Genomic DNA, 16,658 nt, shown 5'->3' with positions numbered 1-16,658 from the left:
TGCCCCCCGCCATCCGTTCCCCTCTGTACATCCCCGGCCGCTGATGCTGTCCGCCCCTGCAGGTGGCCACACCGGCCCGCCCACCTCGACACCGGCAGGAACACCCATGACGCATGCCTTCGAACTCCCGACTTCGCTGGTCCAGGCCCTGATGCAACGCGCCGCACAGAGCCCGGACAAGATCGCCTTGCGCTTTCTGGCCGATGCGCCCGGCGAACAGGCCGTGCTCACCTACCAGGCGCTCGACCAGCGCGCGCGCGCCATCGCGGCTGCGCTCCAGGCACGGGCCGCATTCGGGGACCGTGCCGTACTGTTGTTCCCTAGCGGCCCGGACTACGTGGCGGCCTTCTTCGGCTGCCTGTACGCCGGCGTCATCGCGGTGCCGGCCTACCCACCGGAGTCCGCACGCCAGCACCACCAGGAGCGCCTGCTTTCGATCATCGACGACGCCGAGCCGCGCCTGCTGCTGACCGTCGCGGCATTGCAAAAAAGTCTCCAGGGCCTGGAGACGCTGCAAGCCGCGCAGGCCCCGGAGCTGCTGGCCGTTGACCCGCTCGATCCGGCACAGGCGGCGGCTTGGCGCGAGCCTGCGTTGCAGCCCCATGACATCGCGTTCCTGCAATACACATCCGGTTCCACGGCCTTGCCAAAGGGCGTGCAGGTCACCCACGGCAACCTAGTGGCGAACGAACAGCTGATCCGCCACGGCTTCGGTATCGATCTGAACCCAGACGACGTGATCGTCAGCTGGCTCCCGCTCTACCACGACATGGGGCTGATCGGCGGGCTGCTGCAGCCGATCTTCAGCGGCGTACCCTGCGTACTGATGTCGCCTGGCTATTTCCTGGCACGGCCGCTGCGTTGGTTGCAGGCCATCAGTGAGTACGGCGGCACCATCAGCGGCGGCCCCGACTTTGCGTACCGGCTGTGTAGCGAGCGGATCAGCAAGGCTTCCTTGGCAGGGCTCGACCTGAGCCGCTGGCGGGTGGCGTACTCGGGTTCCGAGCCGATCCGCCAGGACAGCCTGGCCACCTTCGCCGACACCTTCCAGGCCTGCGGCTTCAACCCACAAAGCTTCTTCGCCAGCTACGGGTTGGCAGAGGCCACGCTGTTCGTCAGCGGCAGCCGCCGCGGTGAGGGCATCGGCGCCTTGGCGCTCGATGCCCAGGCCTTCGCCGAAAACCGTGCCGAGCCCGGTGAGGGCAGTGTGGTGATGAGTTGCGGCTGGCCACAGCCCGGCCATGCGGTACGCATCGTCGAACCCCGGCAGCGCCAGGTGCTGGCGGACAATCAGGTAGGGGAAATCTGGGCTGCCGGGCCAAGCATCGCCCACGGGTACTGGCGCAATGTCCAGGCCAGCGCTCAGACGTTCGTCGAGATGGATGGCCAGCGCTGGCTGCGCACAGGCGACCTGGGTTTCATGCGCGGCGGCGAGGTGTTCGTCACCGGTCGCCTGAAAGACATGCTCATCGTGCGCGGGCAGAACCTCTACCCGCAGGACCTGGAAAAGACCCTTGAGCGTGAGGTCCCTGCGCTGCGCAAGGGCAGGGTGGCCGTGTTTGCCGTCGAGCACGAGGGTGAGCAAGCCATTGGCGTGGCCGTGGAAATCAGCCGCAACGTGCAGAAGACGACCGCGCCCGATGCGCTGATCAAAACGCTTCGTCACGTTGTCGCCGATGCGTGCCGCCAGGCCCCGGCCGTGGTCCTGTTACTCAACCCAGGTGCCTTGCCCAAGACTTCCAGCGGCAAACTCCAGCGCTCGGCCTGTCGCCTGCGCATGGACGATGGCACCCTCGATTGCTACGCGCGCTTTCCACAACCCGCTTTGCCGGCCACCGAGACCGTGACCGGTGAAGGGTTGCAGGCGCAAATCGCGCGTCTTTGGTGCGACATTCTCAAGGTCGAGGCGGTGGCGGCGGACGATCATTTCATGCTGCTGGGCGGCAACTCCATTGCCGCCACCCAGGTCACGGCAGCGCTGGCCGACGCCTTGGGCATCGAGTTGAGCCTGCGCACCCTTTTCGAGGCGCCAGTGCTGGCCGACTACACCCAGGCGGTTGCTGCAAGCCTTGCCCAAGGCCAGCAAGCGGGGGCCATCGACCTGTTGCCCCGCGACAGGCCACTGCCCCAGTCGCTGGCGCAGAACCGCCTGTGGCTGCTTTGGCAACTGCAGCCGCAATCGGCTGCCTACAACATTCCTGCTGGCCTGCAACTGCGCGGGGCCCTGGATGAACCTGCTCTGGAAGCCGCCCTGCAGGCGCTGGTAGAGCGCCACGAAGCCTTGCGTACGGTGTTCAGCGAAGTCGACGGCCAGCCATTGCAACGCGTCCTGGCTCACCTGCCGGTGAACCTTCAGCGGCTTGACTTGCAGGGGCAAGCGCCCGAGCAGGTCGACAGCCAGCGAGAGGCCGAGGCCTGCCTGCCGTTCGACCTGCAGAGAGGGCCGCTGCTGCGCCTGACGCTGGTCCATCTGGACGAGGAGCATCACCAGCTTTGGGTAACCCTGCACCACATTGTTGCCGATGGCTGGTCGCTCACCTTGCTCATGGACGAGCTGGCGCGTCTTTATGCGGCTTATTGCCAGGGCCTGGAACCCAAGCTGGCACCGCTCGGGCTGGGCTACGCCGACTACGGTAACTGGCAGCGCACCTGGTTGGCAGAGGGTGCAGCCGAGCGTCAGCTCGCCTACTGGCGCGATCAGCTGGGCGATGCGGCGCCGGTTCTGGACCTGTGCACCGACCACCCCCGCGCCAGCCAGCGTGGCAACCACGCCGCACGCCTGAACGTGAAGGTGCCTGCGCACTTGTCCCAGGCCCTCAACGCCTTGGCACATCAACACCAATGCAGCTTGTTCATGGTGCTGCTGGCGGGTTGGCAGGCGCTGCTGCACCGTTATACCGGCCAGGCCGACATCCGGGTCGGTGTGCCCAATGCCAACCGCTCGCGCCTTCAAAGCCAAGGGCTGGTCGGTTTCTTCATCAACACCCAGGTGCTGCGCGCTCAGGTACACGGCCGACTGCCGTTCGCCGAATTGCTCGGCCAGGTGCGCCAGGCCACCCTCGACGCACAGGCCAACCAGGACCTGCCGTTCGAGCAGTTGGTCGAGGCGCTGCCCCAGGCCCGTGAACAAGGCCTGTTCCAGGTCATGTTCAACCACCAGCAACGCGATCTGTCGGCGCTGCGGCGCCTGCCGGGTCTGCTGGCCGAAGAGCTGCCCTGGCACAGCCGGGAAGCCAAGTTCGACCTGCAACTGCACAGCGAGCAAGATCACCAGGGCCGTGTGCGCCTGGCGTTCGACTACGCCAGCGAACTGTTCGAGCAGGACACGGTGGCGCGGCTTGCTCAGCACCTGTTGAGCCTGTTCGAGCACGTCTGCGAAACGCCGCAGCTGCCCATCGGCGAAGTCCCCCTGCTGGATGAGGCGAGCCGTGCACGCTTGCTGGACTGGGGGCAAGCGCCGGCTGCGCAGCCGCCACAGCTGCTGGTCGAGCAGCTCAATGAGCAGGCTCGCCTGCACCCGCAGCGCACGGCACTGGCCTGGGAGGGCGGCAGCCTCGGTTACGCCGAACTGCATCAGCAGGCCAATCGCCTGGCCCATTACCTGCGCGACAAGGGCGTGGGCCCCGATACCTGCGTGGCCATCGCCATTGAGCGCTCGCCCCAGCTGCTGGTAGGCCTGCTGGCCATCCTCAAGGCCGGCGGCGCCTATGTGCCGCTGGACGTGGATTACCCGGCCGAGCGTCTGGCCTTCATGCTGGCCGACTGCAATGCCGGCCTGCTGCTCAGCCACAGCAGCCAATTGGCCACGCTGCCGCACGTGCAGGGTGTTGGCGTGATCGCGCTGGACCAACTGCACCTGGACAACTGGCCGAGCCAACCGCCCCGGCTCCACCTGGACGCCGACAACCTGGCCTACGTGATCTATACCTCCGGCTCCACCGGCCAGCCCAAGGGCGTAGGCAACACCCACGGGGCGCTCACCGAGCGGCTGCAGTGGATGCAGGCGACCTACGCACTTGGCGCGGACGACGTGTTGATGCAGAAGGCACCGATCAGTTTCGATGTTTCGGTGTGGGAATGCTTCTGGCCGCTGATCACCGGCTGCAAGCTGGTACTTGCCGGTGCCGGTGAGCACCGCGATCCGCAGCGCATCGCAGCGCTGGTGCAGGCCCATGGCGTGACCACCCTGCATTTCGTGCCACCTTTGTTGCAGGTATTCGTCCAGGAACCCCAGGCTGCGGGCTGCAGCAGCCTGCGCCGCCTGTTCTCCGGCGGCGAGGCGTTGTCGGCTGCCTTGCGCGACCGGGTCTTGCAGGTGCTGCCACAGGTGCAGCTGCACAACCGTTACGGCCCGACCGAAACCGCCATCAACGTCACCCACTGGCATTGCACCGCCAGCGACGGTGGGCATTCGCCCATGGGCCGCCCGTTGGGCAATGTGCTGTGTCAGGTGCTGGACGATGAGCTGCACCTGAGTGCACCTGGGGTGCCGGGCGAGCTGTACCTGGGTGGCACGGGCTTGGCCCGTGGCTACCTGGGCCGCCCTGGCCTGACGGCCGAGCGCTTCGTGCCCCAGCCTGGCGGCAATGGCCAGCGCCTGTACCGAAGCGGCGACCGAGTGCGCTGGTTGGTGCAGTACCCGGCGCTTGAGTACCTGGGCCGCCTCGACCACCAGGTGAAAGTACGTGGCTTCCGCGTGGAGCCCGAAGAAGTGCAGGCCTGCCTGCTGGCCCAGGCCGGCGTCGAGCAGGCGGTGGTGCGGGTTCATCAGGACACCGTCGGCGCACAACTGGTGGGTTACTACAGCGGCACTGCCGAATCGGGCCCCTTGCTCGCGGCGCTTGCCGAGCAACTTCCGGCCTACATGGTGCCCGCACAGCTGATGTGGCTGGCGCAGATGCCGCTCGGCCCGAGCGGCAAGGTCGATCGCAAGGCATTACCGGCGCCTGTGTGGCAGCAGCGTGAGCACATCGAGCCACACAGCCCCTTGCAACGGCAGGTCGCGGCCATCTGGTGCGAGGTGTTGGGCCTGCCCCAGGTCGGCTTGCAGGACGATTTCTTCGCCCTGGGCGGGCACTCCTTGCTGGCGACGCAAATCGTCTCGCGCACGCGACAGGCCTGCGACGTCGAGCTACCGTTGAAAGCCCTGTTCGACGCCAGCGAGCTGGGCGCCTTCTGCGCTGAAGTCGCACGCATCCAGGCCAGCGGTGAACGCAATGCGCAAGGCGACATCCCGCGCGTGGATCGCCGTCAGGCGGTACCGCTTTCCTATTCGCAACAGCGCATGTGGTTCCTTTGGCAAATGGAGCCCAACAGCCCGGCCTACAACGTCGGCGGCATGGCGCGCCTGCGCGGCACCCTGCATGTAGATGCCTTCGAGCGGGCGTTGCACGCGCTGGTCGTGCGTCACGAAACCCTGCGCACCACCTTCCCCAGCATCGAGGGCGTGCCTTATCAGTGCGTGGCCGACGACAGCAACCTGCAGCTGGCCTGGCAAGATTTCAGTGCACTGCCCGACGCTGCCCGCCAGCAGCGCCTGCAACAGCTGGCCGACCAGCAGGCACACCAGGCGTTCGACCTGGAGAGTGGCCCCCTGCTGCGTGGCTGCCTGGTCAAGCTGCAGGAGCGCGAACACGTCTTCGTGCTCACCTTGCACCACATCGTCACCGAAGGCTGGGCCATGGATATCTTTGCCCGCGAATTGGGCGAGCTGTACGAAGCCTTCGTTGACGACCGTGAGTCGCCGCTGACGCCCTTGCCCGTCCAGTACCTGGACTACAGCGTATGGCAACGGCAATGGCTGGACAGCGGAGAGGGCGCTCGCCAGCTGGCTTACTGGAAACAGCGGCTGGGACAAGAGCACCCGGTACTGGCGCTGCCCACCGACCGCCCTCGACCTGCCGTGCAAAGCCACAAGGGCGAGCTCTACAGGTTCGAGCTGGACCCTGCGCTGGTGCAGCGCGTGCACACCTTCAACAGCCAGCGTGGCCTGACCTTGTTCATGACCATGACCGCCACCCTGGCGGTGCTGTTGCACCGCTACAGTGGTCAGCGCGACCTGCGTATCGGCGCGCCGGTGGCCAACCGCATCCGCCCCGAGAGCGAAGGGCTGATCGGTGCCTTCCTCAACACCCAGGTGCTGCGCTGCGAGCTGGACGGCCAGATGACCGCTGCCGAGGTGCTCGAGCAGGTGCGCCAGGCCGCCATCGAGGGGCAGTCCCACCAGGACTTGCCGTTCGAACAACTGGTCGAGGCCTTGCACCCGCCGCGCAGCAGCGCCTACAACCCGCTGTTCCAGGTGATGTGCAACGTGCAGCGCTGGGCCTTCCAGCAAAGCCGTACGCTGGCCGGCATGCAGGTGGACTACCTGGTCAACGACGCAGCCGCCACCAAGTTCGACCTCTACCTGGAGGTCACGGACCTCGATGGCCGTCTGGGCTGCTGCCTGACCTACAGCCAGGACCTGTTCGACGCGCCACGCATTGCCCGCATGGCCGCGCATTGGCAGCAGTTGCTGATCGGGCTGCTGGACCAGCCGCAGCAACGCCTGTGCGAACTGCCGATGCTCAGCAGCGCCGAACAGCAGGGGCTGGTCGCGCGACTGCGCGGCGAGCCGGTCAGCACGGCGCGGCATACACTGCATGGGCTGTTCGCGGCCCAGGCGGCCCAAGACCCGCAAGCACGGGCCCTGACGTTCGCCGGCCAGCACCTGAGCTACGCCGAGCTCGATCAGCAGGCCAACCGCCTGGCCCGCGCCTTGCGCGAGCGCGGTGTCGGCCCGCAGGTGCGGGTGGGCGTGGCGCTCGAACGCTCGCTGGAAATGGTCGTCGGCCTGCTGGCAGTACTGAAGGCCGGTGGCGCCTATGTACCGCTTGACCCGGAGTACCCGCTGGACCGCTTGCGCTACATGATCGAGGACAGCCAGGTCGCCGTACTGCTCAGCCAACGCCGCTTGCTGCAAGACCTCGGGCCGCTGCCGGAGCACCTGGCCTGCTGGAGCCTGGAAGACGACCAGCCTACGCTGGGCGCCTATAGCGAGGCGCCGCTGGACGATGTCAGCCTGGCGCAGCACCCGGCTTATCTGATCTACACCTCCGGGTCCACCGGCAAACCCAAAGGTGTGGTGGTCAGCCATGGCGAGTTCGCCATGCACTGCCAGGCAGTGATCCAGGCGTTTGGCATGCGCAGTGACGATTGCGAGCTGCATTTCTATTCCATCAACTTCGACGCGGCCAGCGAACGGCTGTGGGTGCCGCTGCTGTGTGGCGCACGTGTGGTCATCCGCGCCCAAGGGCAGTGGGGCGCCGACGAGATCTGCCAGCTGGTGCGAGAGCAACACGTCAGCGTGCTGGGCTTCACGCCCAGCTACGGCAGCCAGTTGGCTCAGCATCTGGCCGTGCAGGGCGAGTGCCTGCCGGTGCGCCTGGTGATCACCGGGGGCGAGGCGTTGACCGGCGAGCACCTGCAGCGCATCCGCCAGGCCTTCACCCCTGATCAGCTGTTCAACGCCTACGGCCCCACCGAAACCGTGGTCATGCCGCTGGCCGCCCTGGCCCCGCAATCGCTGGCGGCCGACCTGGGCAGCGTGCCCATCGGGCGGGTGATCGGCCAACGCACGGCCTACATCCTCGATGATGACCTGGCCCTGTTGCCCCAGGGGGGCATCGGTGAGCTGTATGTGGGCGGCGCCGGCCTGGCCCAGGGCTACCACGACCGTCCTGGGCTGACCGCCGAACGCTTCGTCGCCGACCCCTTCAGCCACACCGGCGGGCGCCTGTACCGCACCGGCGACCTAGTGCGCCTGGGCCAGGATGGCCTGGTGGAGTACATCGGGCGCGCCGATCAGCAGGTGAAGATTCGCGGCTTCCGCATCGAGCTGGGTGAAATCGAAAGCCGCTTGCAGGCCCATGCCGATGTGGATGAAGCGGTGGTCATCGCCGTTGACATGCAGGGCGTGCGGCAACTGGTCGGCTACCTCGTAAGCCAGCACGCCGCTGGCGACCCGCATGCCCAGCAACAGCTGCGCGAAGCCGTCAAAGCCCATGCCCATCAGCATCTGCCGGACTACATGGTGCCGGCGCACCTGGTGCTGCTCGATTCCCTGCCGTTGATGGGCAATGGCAAGCTGGACCGCCGGGCCTTGCCGCTGCCCGACCTCGACCAGGCTCGCCAGCATTACCAAGCGCCGACCAATGATGTGCAAGCGCAATTGGCGCAGGTCTGGGGCGAGGTGCTCAACGTCGATCAGGTCGGTGTTCAGGACAATTTCTTCGAACTGGGCGGTGACTCGATCCTGTCGATCCAAGTGGTGAGCCGCGCGCGGCAGGTAGGCCTGCAATTCTCCCCGCGTGACCTGTTCCAGCACCAGACCATCCAGGCCCTGGCGGCCATCGTGCAGCCGGTGCAGGTCACCGACAGCATCGAGCAAGGCCTACGCCAGGGCAGCGCACAGTTGACCCCGATCCAGCACTGGTTCTTCGACAGCGCGTTGGCGCAGCCGCAGCACTGGAACCAGGCCGTGCTGTTGCAATGCCGCGTGCCGCTGGATCAGACCCGGCTGCACACCGCGCTGGCCGCCCTGGTGGAGCACCACGACAGCTTGCGCCTGCGTTTCAGCGATGCTGCTGGCCATTGGCAGGCCGAGTACGCCCAGCCTGATGATCAACAGCTGCTGTGGTCGGCCACGGTCGCCGACCTGGACGATTGCCAGGCGCTGTACACCGACCTGCAACGCAGCCTCGACCTGCAGCGCGGTCCCTTGCTCCGTGCCTTGCTGGTGAGTGACGGGGAGGGCGAACAACGCCTGGCATTGACCATCCATCACTTGGTGGTCGACGGCGTTTCCTGGCGCATCCTGCTCGAAGACTTGCAGGCGCTGTACCGAGGCCAGGCCCTGCCGGCCAAGACCCATGCCCCAGGTGACTGGGCGGCGCGGCTGGCAGCCTATGCCAGCAGCGATTCGCTGCGTGACGAGCTGGGCCAGTGGCAGGCCCAGGTGGGTGAGGTACGCCATGAGCTACCCTGCGATCATCCCCAGGGCGGCAACGTGCAGCGTCATGCCCGGACCGTGACCATCGGCCTGGATGCCCAGCAGACCCGCCAGTTGCTGCAGCAGGCGCCTGCGGCCTACCACACCCAGGTCAATGACCTGCTGCTGACGGCACTGGCCCGCACCCTGTGCCAGTGGACTGGCCAGCCGCAGGCGCTGGTGCAGTTGGAGGGCCATGGCCGGGACGGGTTGTTCGAGGACATGGACCTGACCCGCAGCGTCGGCTGGTTCACCAACGCTTATCCGTTGAGCCTGTCCCCCCTGGCAGGGGATGATGACCAGGCACGGGCGGCGTCCATCAAGCGCATCAAGGAGCAGTTGCGCCAGGTGCCGCACAAGGGCCTTGGCTACGGTGTGCTGCGCTACCTGGCGGACCCGGCAGCGCGCGAGCAAATGGCGGCCCTGGCCCAAGCGCGCATCACCTTCAACTACCTGGGGCAGTTCGACCAGCAGTTCGACGACGGCGCGCTGTTCACGCCGGTGGACGCGCCGGTGGGCCTGGCCCATGACCCGGATGCGGCGCTGCCCAACTGGCTGAGTGTCGATGGCCAGGTCTACGGCGGTGCGTTGCAACTGCGCTGGACATTCAGCCGCGAACGCTATGAGCCGCACACCATCGCCACGCTGGCGAATGCCTATCGCCAGGAACTGGTGGCGCTGATCGACCATTGCCTGGCAGACGGGCAGGGCAGCTACACCCCCTCGGACTTCCCCCTGGCGCACCTTACCCAGGCGCAGATCGACGCGTTGCCCGTGCCGGCCAACCTGATCGAGGACGTCTACCCCCTGACCCCAATGCAGGAAGGCATGCTGCTGCACACCCTGCTCGAACCCGGCACGGGCCTGTACTACATGCAGGACCGCTACCGCATCAGCAGCGCACTCGACCCGCAGCGCTTCGCCCAGGCCTGGCAACAGGTGGTGGCGCGGCATGAGGCCTTGCGCGCCTCGTTCAGCTGGAACAGTGGCGAGGCCATGCTGCAGATCATCCACAAGCCCGGGCAATTGGCCATGGATTACCAGGACTGGCGCGACCTGGACGACGCCGACCAGGAGGCTCGCCTGCAAGCCCTGCACAAGCAGGAGCGCGAAGCCGGCTTCGACGTGTTGCACACGCCGCCGTTCCACCTGCGCTTGGTGCGAGTGGCCGATGCGCGCTACTGGTTCATGATGAGCAACCACCACATCCTCATCGATGCCTGGTGCCGCTCGCTGCTGATGAACGACTTCTTCGAAATCTATCAGGCGCTGGGCGAGGACCGACAGGCGCAACTGCCGGTGCCGCCGCGCTACCGTGACTACATTGGCTGGCTGCAGCGCCAGGGGTTGGACGACGCGCGTGCCTGGTGGCAGGCCAACCTGGCCGGCTTCGAGCGCGCCACGGCGCTGCCAAGCGATCGTCCGTTGCGCCATGAGCATGCGGGCAGCGGCATGGTCGTCGGTGATTGCTACACGCGCCTGGCGGTCAGTGAGGGCACTCGCCTGCGCGAGCTGGCCCAGGCTCACCAGTTGACCGTCAACACTTTCGCCCAGGCGGCCTGGGCCCTGGTGCTGGCGCGCTACAGCGGCGAGCGCGACGTGGCCTTCGGCGTGACCGTGGCGGGTCGGCCGGTGAGCATGCCGCAGATGCAACGCACCGTCGGCCTGTTCATCAACAGCGTGGTGCTGCGTGTGCAGCTGCCAGCGGTTGGCCAAGGGTGCACTGTGCGCCAGTGGTTGCAGGGTTTGCTGGAGCGCAACATGGAATTGCGCGAGTACGAATACCTGCCGCTGGTGGACATCCAGGCGTGCAGCGAACTGCCCAAGGGCCAGCCGTTGTTCGACAGCCTGTTCGTGTTCGAGAACGCCCCGGTGGAAACCGCCGTGCTCGACCACGCCAAGCACCTGGATGCTACCTCCGACTCAGGTCGCACCCACACCAATTTCCCGCTCACCGCGGTCTGTTACCCAGGTGATGACCTGGGCCTGCACCTCTCGTTCGACCAGCGCTACTTCGACTACCCGACCGTCGAGCGCTTGCTGGCCGAATTCAAGCGCCTGCTCCTGGCGCTGGTCCAGGGGTTCGACGAACAGGTGCAAGCCTTGCCGCTGGTGGGCGCCGAGGAACAGCGTTTCTTGCTCCAGGCATGCAACGACACTCAGCGGGCTTACCCCCTGGAGCAGAGTTATGTCGCGCAGTTCGAGGCGCGCGTGGCCGCCCATCCCCAGCGTACCGTGGCCCGGTGCCTGGACGCCGAGTACGACTATGCCAGGCTGAACCTGGCGGCCAACCGCCTGGGCCATGCATTGATCGGGGCTGGTGTACGGCTGGATCAGCCGGTGGCCCTGCTGGCCGATCGCGGCCTGCCGCTGCTGGGCATGATCGTTGGCAGCTTCAAGGCCGGTGCTGGTTACCTGCCGCTGGACCCAGGCCTGCCACCTGCGCGCCTGCAAAGCATCCTTGAGCTCAGCCGGGCGCCGGTGCTGGTGTGCAGCGCGGCCTGTGCCGAGCAGGGGCAGGCCTTGCTGCAAGCCCTGAACCCTGGCGTACGGCCCCAGTTGTTAGTGTGGGAAACCGTCCAGACCTGCACCATGGACAGCCACAACCCTGGGGTCCACAGCGGCCCGGACAACCTCGCTTACGTGATCTACACCTCAGGCTCCACCGGCTTGCCCAAGGGCGTGATGGTGGAGCAGCGCGGCATGCTCAACAACCAGCTGAGCAAGGTGCCCTACCTGGCGCTGACCGAGCACGATGTCATTGCGCAGACGGCGTCGCAGAGCTTCGACATTTCGGTGTGGCAGTTCCTGGCCGCGCCGCTGTTCGGCGCCCAGGTTGAAATCGTGCCCAACGCCATTGCCCACGATCCCCAGGGCCTGCTCACCCATGTCCAGGCCACCGGCATCACCGTTCTTGAGAGCGTGCCATCGCTGATCCAGGGCATGCTTGCCAGCGAACACCAGGCGCTGGACGGCCTGCGCTGGATGCTGCCTACCGGCGAAGCCATGCCACCGGAGTTGGCGGCGCAATGGCTGCAACGTTACCCACGGATCGGCCTGGTCAACGCCTACGGGCCAGCGGAATGTTCGGATGACGTGGCGTTCTTCCGTGTCGATGCCGACTCTACCCAAGGCAGCTACCTGCCCATCGGCACCCCGACCGACAACAACCGGCTGTACCTGCTGGGCGATGAACAGCAACTGGTGCCCTTGGGGGCCGTGGGCGAGTTGTGCGTGGCGGGTACGGGTGTGGGCCGTGGCTACGTGGGCGACCCGGCACGCACGGCGCTGGCGTTCATTCCCCACCCTTACGGTGCAGCAGGCGAGCGTCTGTACCGCACCGGCGACCTGGCCCGCCAGCGGCCTGACGGTGTGCTCGAGTACGTAGGCCGGATCGATAACCAGGTGAAGATTCGCGGTTACCGTATCGAACTGGGAGAAATCGAGGCCCGGCTGCATGAGCAGCCGCAGGTCCGCGATGCAGCGGTCGCTGTGCAGGAAGGTGTCAACGGCAAGCACCTGGTGGGTTACCTGGTGCCTCACCACGGGGTCACGGGCGACGACACCGTGCTCGCTCAGCTCAAGGCACGCCTGCGCGCCGAGCTGCCTGAGTACATGGTGCCCCTGCATTGGGCCTGGCTTGAGGCCTTGCCTCACAATGCCAACGGCAAGCTCGACCGCAAGGCCCTGCCCGCCATCGACATCGGCAGCCAGCACAGCCAGGCCTATCAGGCACCGCGCAGCGACCTCGAGGGCCTGCTGGCCGGTATCTGGGCCGAGGTGCTCAAGGCCGACCGGGTCGGTGTGCACGACAACTTCTTCGAACTGGGCGGCCACTCGCTACTGGCCACCCAGATTGCCTCGCGGGTGCAGAAGCAACTGCAACTGAACGTGCCACTGCGGGCGATGTTCGAGTGCAGCACGGTGGCGGAACTGGCCGTGTACGTGGAGGGGCTGCAGGGCAGTGCGCTGAATGAAGACAAGGTGGATCGGTTGAGTGACTTGATGGCGGAGTTGGAGGGGTTGTGAGGGGCGGCGGGCGATGAGCAATCGTTCGTCCGTTCAAGGGCTAACGAAGTCGCAGGGGCTGCGGGGCTGAAGTCCTGATGCTGCGGTGCGGCCTCTCGCGGCCGGTCCAGCGCCCCGGTGAGGCCGCTCCCAGGAATGAGTGGCTTTTGGATTCAGTGCGAAGCATCACGGGCAAATCCCAGGCTGTTTGCACTGCACCTTGAGACTCTAATTCCCAGGGACTTCAGCGCGTATTCCCGTTATTCACCGCTTACCCAAAATCGTCCCCAACATCTCAGGCCGCGGTGCCCCTTGCTGGCTGTGCACCTTGCCTTCACTGTCCCGGTAGAAGATCGCAGGAGTGGCCTGCAGGCCCATCTCCTGCATCAGGGCCATGTTGAAGGCGAGCTTTTGCTGCACCTCGGCCGGCACCTTGTCCAGGGCCTTGAGGGTGCTGGCCTTGCCGGCTTTCTCGTGCTGCTGCAGCGCCTTGGCAGGGTCCTTGGCGGCGAGCAGTGCTGCCGACTTACCTGGGCTGTCTTCACGGATGATACCCACCATGATGTGGCGCAGCTGCACCTTGCCCGATTCCACCCAGGGGCGGGCCTGTTCCCAGAACATGTTGCAATACGGGCAGTTGGGGTCGCTGAACAGGTAGATCTTGCGCGGTGCATCGGCCTTGCCGTCGGCGATCCAGGCGGACTTCTCCATCTTTTGCCAGAACGCCTGGGTCATGGGGCCGTAGACCAGCTTCTCCAGCGGGGCGGCGCTCAGGTCCTGGCCCTGCTCGTCGAACAGGTTGCCCACCAGCACGTGCTTGCCGTCAGGGGTCAGGTACAGGGCCAGGGGGTTGTTCTGGTACTCGGCGGCATAGCCGCGCAGGCCGTCGGGCGCATCGAAGCTGCCCTTGATCACGGCGCCCTTGCTTTGCAACTGCTGGACCGCCTTGGGCAGGTCTTCGGCATACAGGGCGGGGCTGGCAAGCAAGCAAGCGGTGAGCGGGAAGAGTGCAGGCAATCGCATGGTCAATGTCCTTGTGCGGCAGGTTCGGGCGTGGCGGCCCGTTGGTAGGATTCCAGGGCGTGACGCAGGCTGGCGCGCGACAGCTCGCCCAGATGGCTGCCAAGCAGGCGGCCGCCCTCGTCGTAGAACAGGGTGGTAGGCAGGGCCATGGAGCCGACGCGCTGGGCCAGCAGGCCAGTGCCGTCGAACAGCACGTGGGTCAGGCTCAAGCCGGTGGTGGCCAGGAAAGTGCTGACGTTTTCAGGTGTCTCGCCTTGGTTGACGAACAGGAACGTCACATGGGGGTACTCGCCTTGCGCTTGTTGCAGTACAGGCATTTCCCGACGGCAGGGCGGGCACCAGGTCGCCCAGATGTTGATCACCAGCGGCTTACCCCGGTAGCGCTGCAACGCCACCGACTCGCCTGCGGCATCGCGCAGGGTGATGGCAGGCAATTCGGTCCCCTTGCTGTACAGGTGGCTACCCAAGCTGGCCAACCCCCAGAACAAGGCGCCGCTGAACAGCGCCCAGCTCAATGGCCGGCGCAGGCCAGGGCGACGCCAGCCTTGCCACACAGCAGCCAGGCTGATGCCCACAAGCCCTGGCCAGAGCAGGAAACCGCCGTCGCGGATGTCGATGATCTGGAGCAGATCGCCCCGGTACATCGACCAGTAGGCCGCGACAAATCCGATCCGCGCGCACAACAGGCCGATCAGGAACAGATTGAACAGCGCGGACTCGGGGCTCTCGCCGCCACGCCGTGCCACCCACCAGCCGACCACGCTGGCAATGCCCAGGGCACACAGCAGCACCAGATGGTTCAGGGCCATGGTCAGTGGCCCCAGGGTCACGGTCAGCATCAGCCCTGGCTCCGGGTGAGGGTCCACTGTTGCACGAAGGTGGCGGCATCCACTTCTCCGGTGATGCGCCTTGCCCGGCGCTCCTGGCCTTCTGGGCCGAGCCAGATCAGGGTAGGTGGGCCAGGCACCTGGTAACGCTGCAACAGCGCCTTGCTGGCGGGCGTATCGGTGGTGACGTCCAGGCGCAGCAGGTGCACGCCGGCCAGTTCGGCCTGGACGTCGCTGCGGCTGAACACCTGCTTTTCCATAACCTTGCAGGCCACGCACCAGTCGGCGTAGTAATCGAGCAGTACCCACTGGTTGCGGCCTTTGGCCGCGTCCAGCTCCCGTTGCAGTGCCTCGGGCGTACTCACGGTGACGAAGGCGTCGTGGGCAGGCGAGTCGGTGGCGGCCACCGTCCCACCCGTGAATGGGCGCAGCGGTTGCCACAGGTCATCGCCGCCGGCAGCGGCGCCGACCAGCAGCAAGCCGCCCCACATGGCTGCCAGCAACGGTGCAATGCGCAGCGCCGGAAGGCGCTGTAGCGCAGGCCAGGCGGTCCAGCCCAGTGCGATCAGCCAGGCCCCGCTCAAGGCCAACAGCAAGCTGGCCGGGAGCAGGCTGCGCACGGTGTACAGCGCCATGGCCAGGAACACGAAGCCGAAGATGCCTTTGACCAGGTTCATCCAGGCGCCAGGGCGTGGCAGGAAGCGGTTGCCCAGGGTCACGATCAGCAGCAGCGGTACTCCCATGCCCAGGCCCAGGCTGAACAGCACCAGCGCCCCTTGAAGCACGTCGCCGCTCTGGGCGATGTACAACAGCGCCCCGGCCAGCGGCGCGGTCATGCAGGGCCCCAGCAGCAGCCCGGACAACACGCCCAGCAGCGCAGCACCATACAGGTTGCCACCGCGCGTGCCCTGGCCGGCGCGGTCCAGGCGGTCGCGCAGGGCAGCGGGCAATTGCAGTTCGAAGGCACCGAACATGGGCAGGGCCAACAACACGAACAAAGCGGCCAGGCTGCCCAGTAACCAGGGTTGTTGCAGCCAGGCCTGCAAGCTGGCGCCCAGTAGCGCAGCCACCACACCCAAGGCGGCATACACCAGGGCCATGCTCAGCACGTAGGTGCCAGCCAGCATCCAGCCACGCCGTGCACTGGCACCATTGCCCAGCACCAGCCCGGCGAGAATCGGCAGCATCGGCAACGAACAGGGCGTAAAGGCCAGCAGCAGGCCCAGGCCGAAGAAGGCCAGCAGGCCCCAGGCCAGGTTGCCCTGCTGCAGGCCGCTGGCCAACGCCTGATCGCTGGCCTGCTCAGCTTCCAGGGTGGCGACCGAGGCTTCGCCTCCCAGGTCGACCAGCGTCGTCTGCGGGGGGTAGCACAGGCCCGCATCGGCGCAGCCTTGCCAGCCAAGACGCAACTGCCCCTGGGCGCCGGGGGGCACCATCAACTCAAGCTGTTCGCGGTAGACGGTGCTGTCGCCGAAAAACTCATCGTGGTGATTGATGCCCGCAGGCAAGGGCGGATGCTGGGCCGTGGGCAGCCCGTCGAACTTCAGGCGTTTCTGGTACAGGTAATAGCCCGGCTGAATCTGAAAATACAGGCGGGTAGAGCCGTCGGCCTGACGGTCGTGGGTTAGCACGAAAGCCTGTTCGACGGGTAGAAAGTCAGGCTTGGTGGCGAATGGGTTGGCCTGCGCTGGGCCAGCCAGCAGCACCATCAATAACAGCAGAAAAACGCGCATGAGTTTGCCTTGGCAGATCGTTGAATGGGGCCATGCTGG

4 protein-coding genes are annotated in these 16,658 nt (G+C 66.4%); 1 reads left to right on the top strand and 3 read right to left on the bottom strand.

Features of this window, described 5'->3' with window-relative positions:
- Positions 1-106: 106 nt before the first annotated feature.
- Entirely contained in the window at positions 107-13,057 is a 12,951-nt protein-coding gene (locus MOP87_RS13405; RefSeq protein ID WP_242809633.1) for a non-ribosomal peptide synthetase, read from the top strand.
- 243 nt (positions 13,058-13,300) lie between these two features.
- On the opposite strand, the gene dsbG is transcribed toward MOP87_RS13405, so the two are convergent.
- From dsbG to dsbD, 3 genes are read right to left on the bottom strand one after another with little or no spacing between them, the layout of a single operon-like run.
- Positions 13,301-14,059 (bottom strand): thiol:disulfide interchange protein DsbG, encoded by a 759-nt coding sequence (gene dsbG / locus MOP87_RS13400; RefSeq protein WP_049695658.1) that lies wholly within the window; start codon positions 14,057-14,059, stop codon positions 13,301-13,303.
- A 2-nt stretch (positions 14,060-14,061) separates the two neighbouring features.
- A complete protein-coding gene (locus tag MOP87_RS13395; RefSeq protein WP_027916034.1) occupies positions 14,062-14,898 on the bottom strand; it encodes a TlpA disulfide reductase family protein in 837 nt (278 codons plus the stop codon).
- Entirely contained in the window at positions 14,898-16,619 is a 1,722-nt protein-coding gene (gene dsbD / locus MOP87_RS13390; protein WP_125922421.1) for a protein-disulfide reductase DsbD, read from the bottom strand. The genes MOP87_RS13395 and dsbD overlap by 1 nt, the downstream gene beginning before the upstream one ends.
- Positions 16,620-16,658: the final 39 nt, after the last annotated feature.

The sequence above is a fragment of the Pseudomonas sp. I3-I5 genome (assembly GCF_022699445.1).
GTDB lineage: Bacteria > Pseudomonadota > Gammaproteobacteria > Pseudomonadales > Pseudomonadaceae > Aquipseudomonas > Aquipseudomonas fulva.
This window is presented reverse-complemented; position numbering and strand designations above follow the sequence as displayed.

Bases quoted from the DNA above. Each gene is read 5' to 3' on its own strand.
- dsbD (WP_125922421.1), bottom strand. From the start codon at position 16,619: ATGCGCGTTTTTCTGCTGTTATTGATGGTGCTGCTGGCTGGCCCAGCG.
- MOP87_RS13405 (WP_242809633.1), top strand. From the start codon at position 107: ATGACGCATGCCTTCGAACTCCCGACTTCGCTGGTCCAGGCCCTGATG.
- dsbG (WP_049695658.1), bottom strand. From the start codon at position 14,059: ATGCGATTGCCTGCACTCTTCCCGCTCACCGCTTGCTTGCTTGCCAGC.
- MOP87_RS13395 (WP_027916034.1), bottom strand. From the start codon at position 14,898: ATGCTGACCGTGACCCTGGGGCCACTGACCATGGCCCTGAACCATCTG.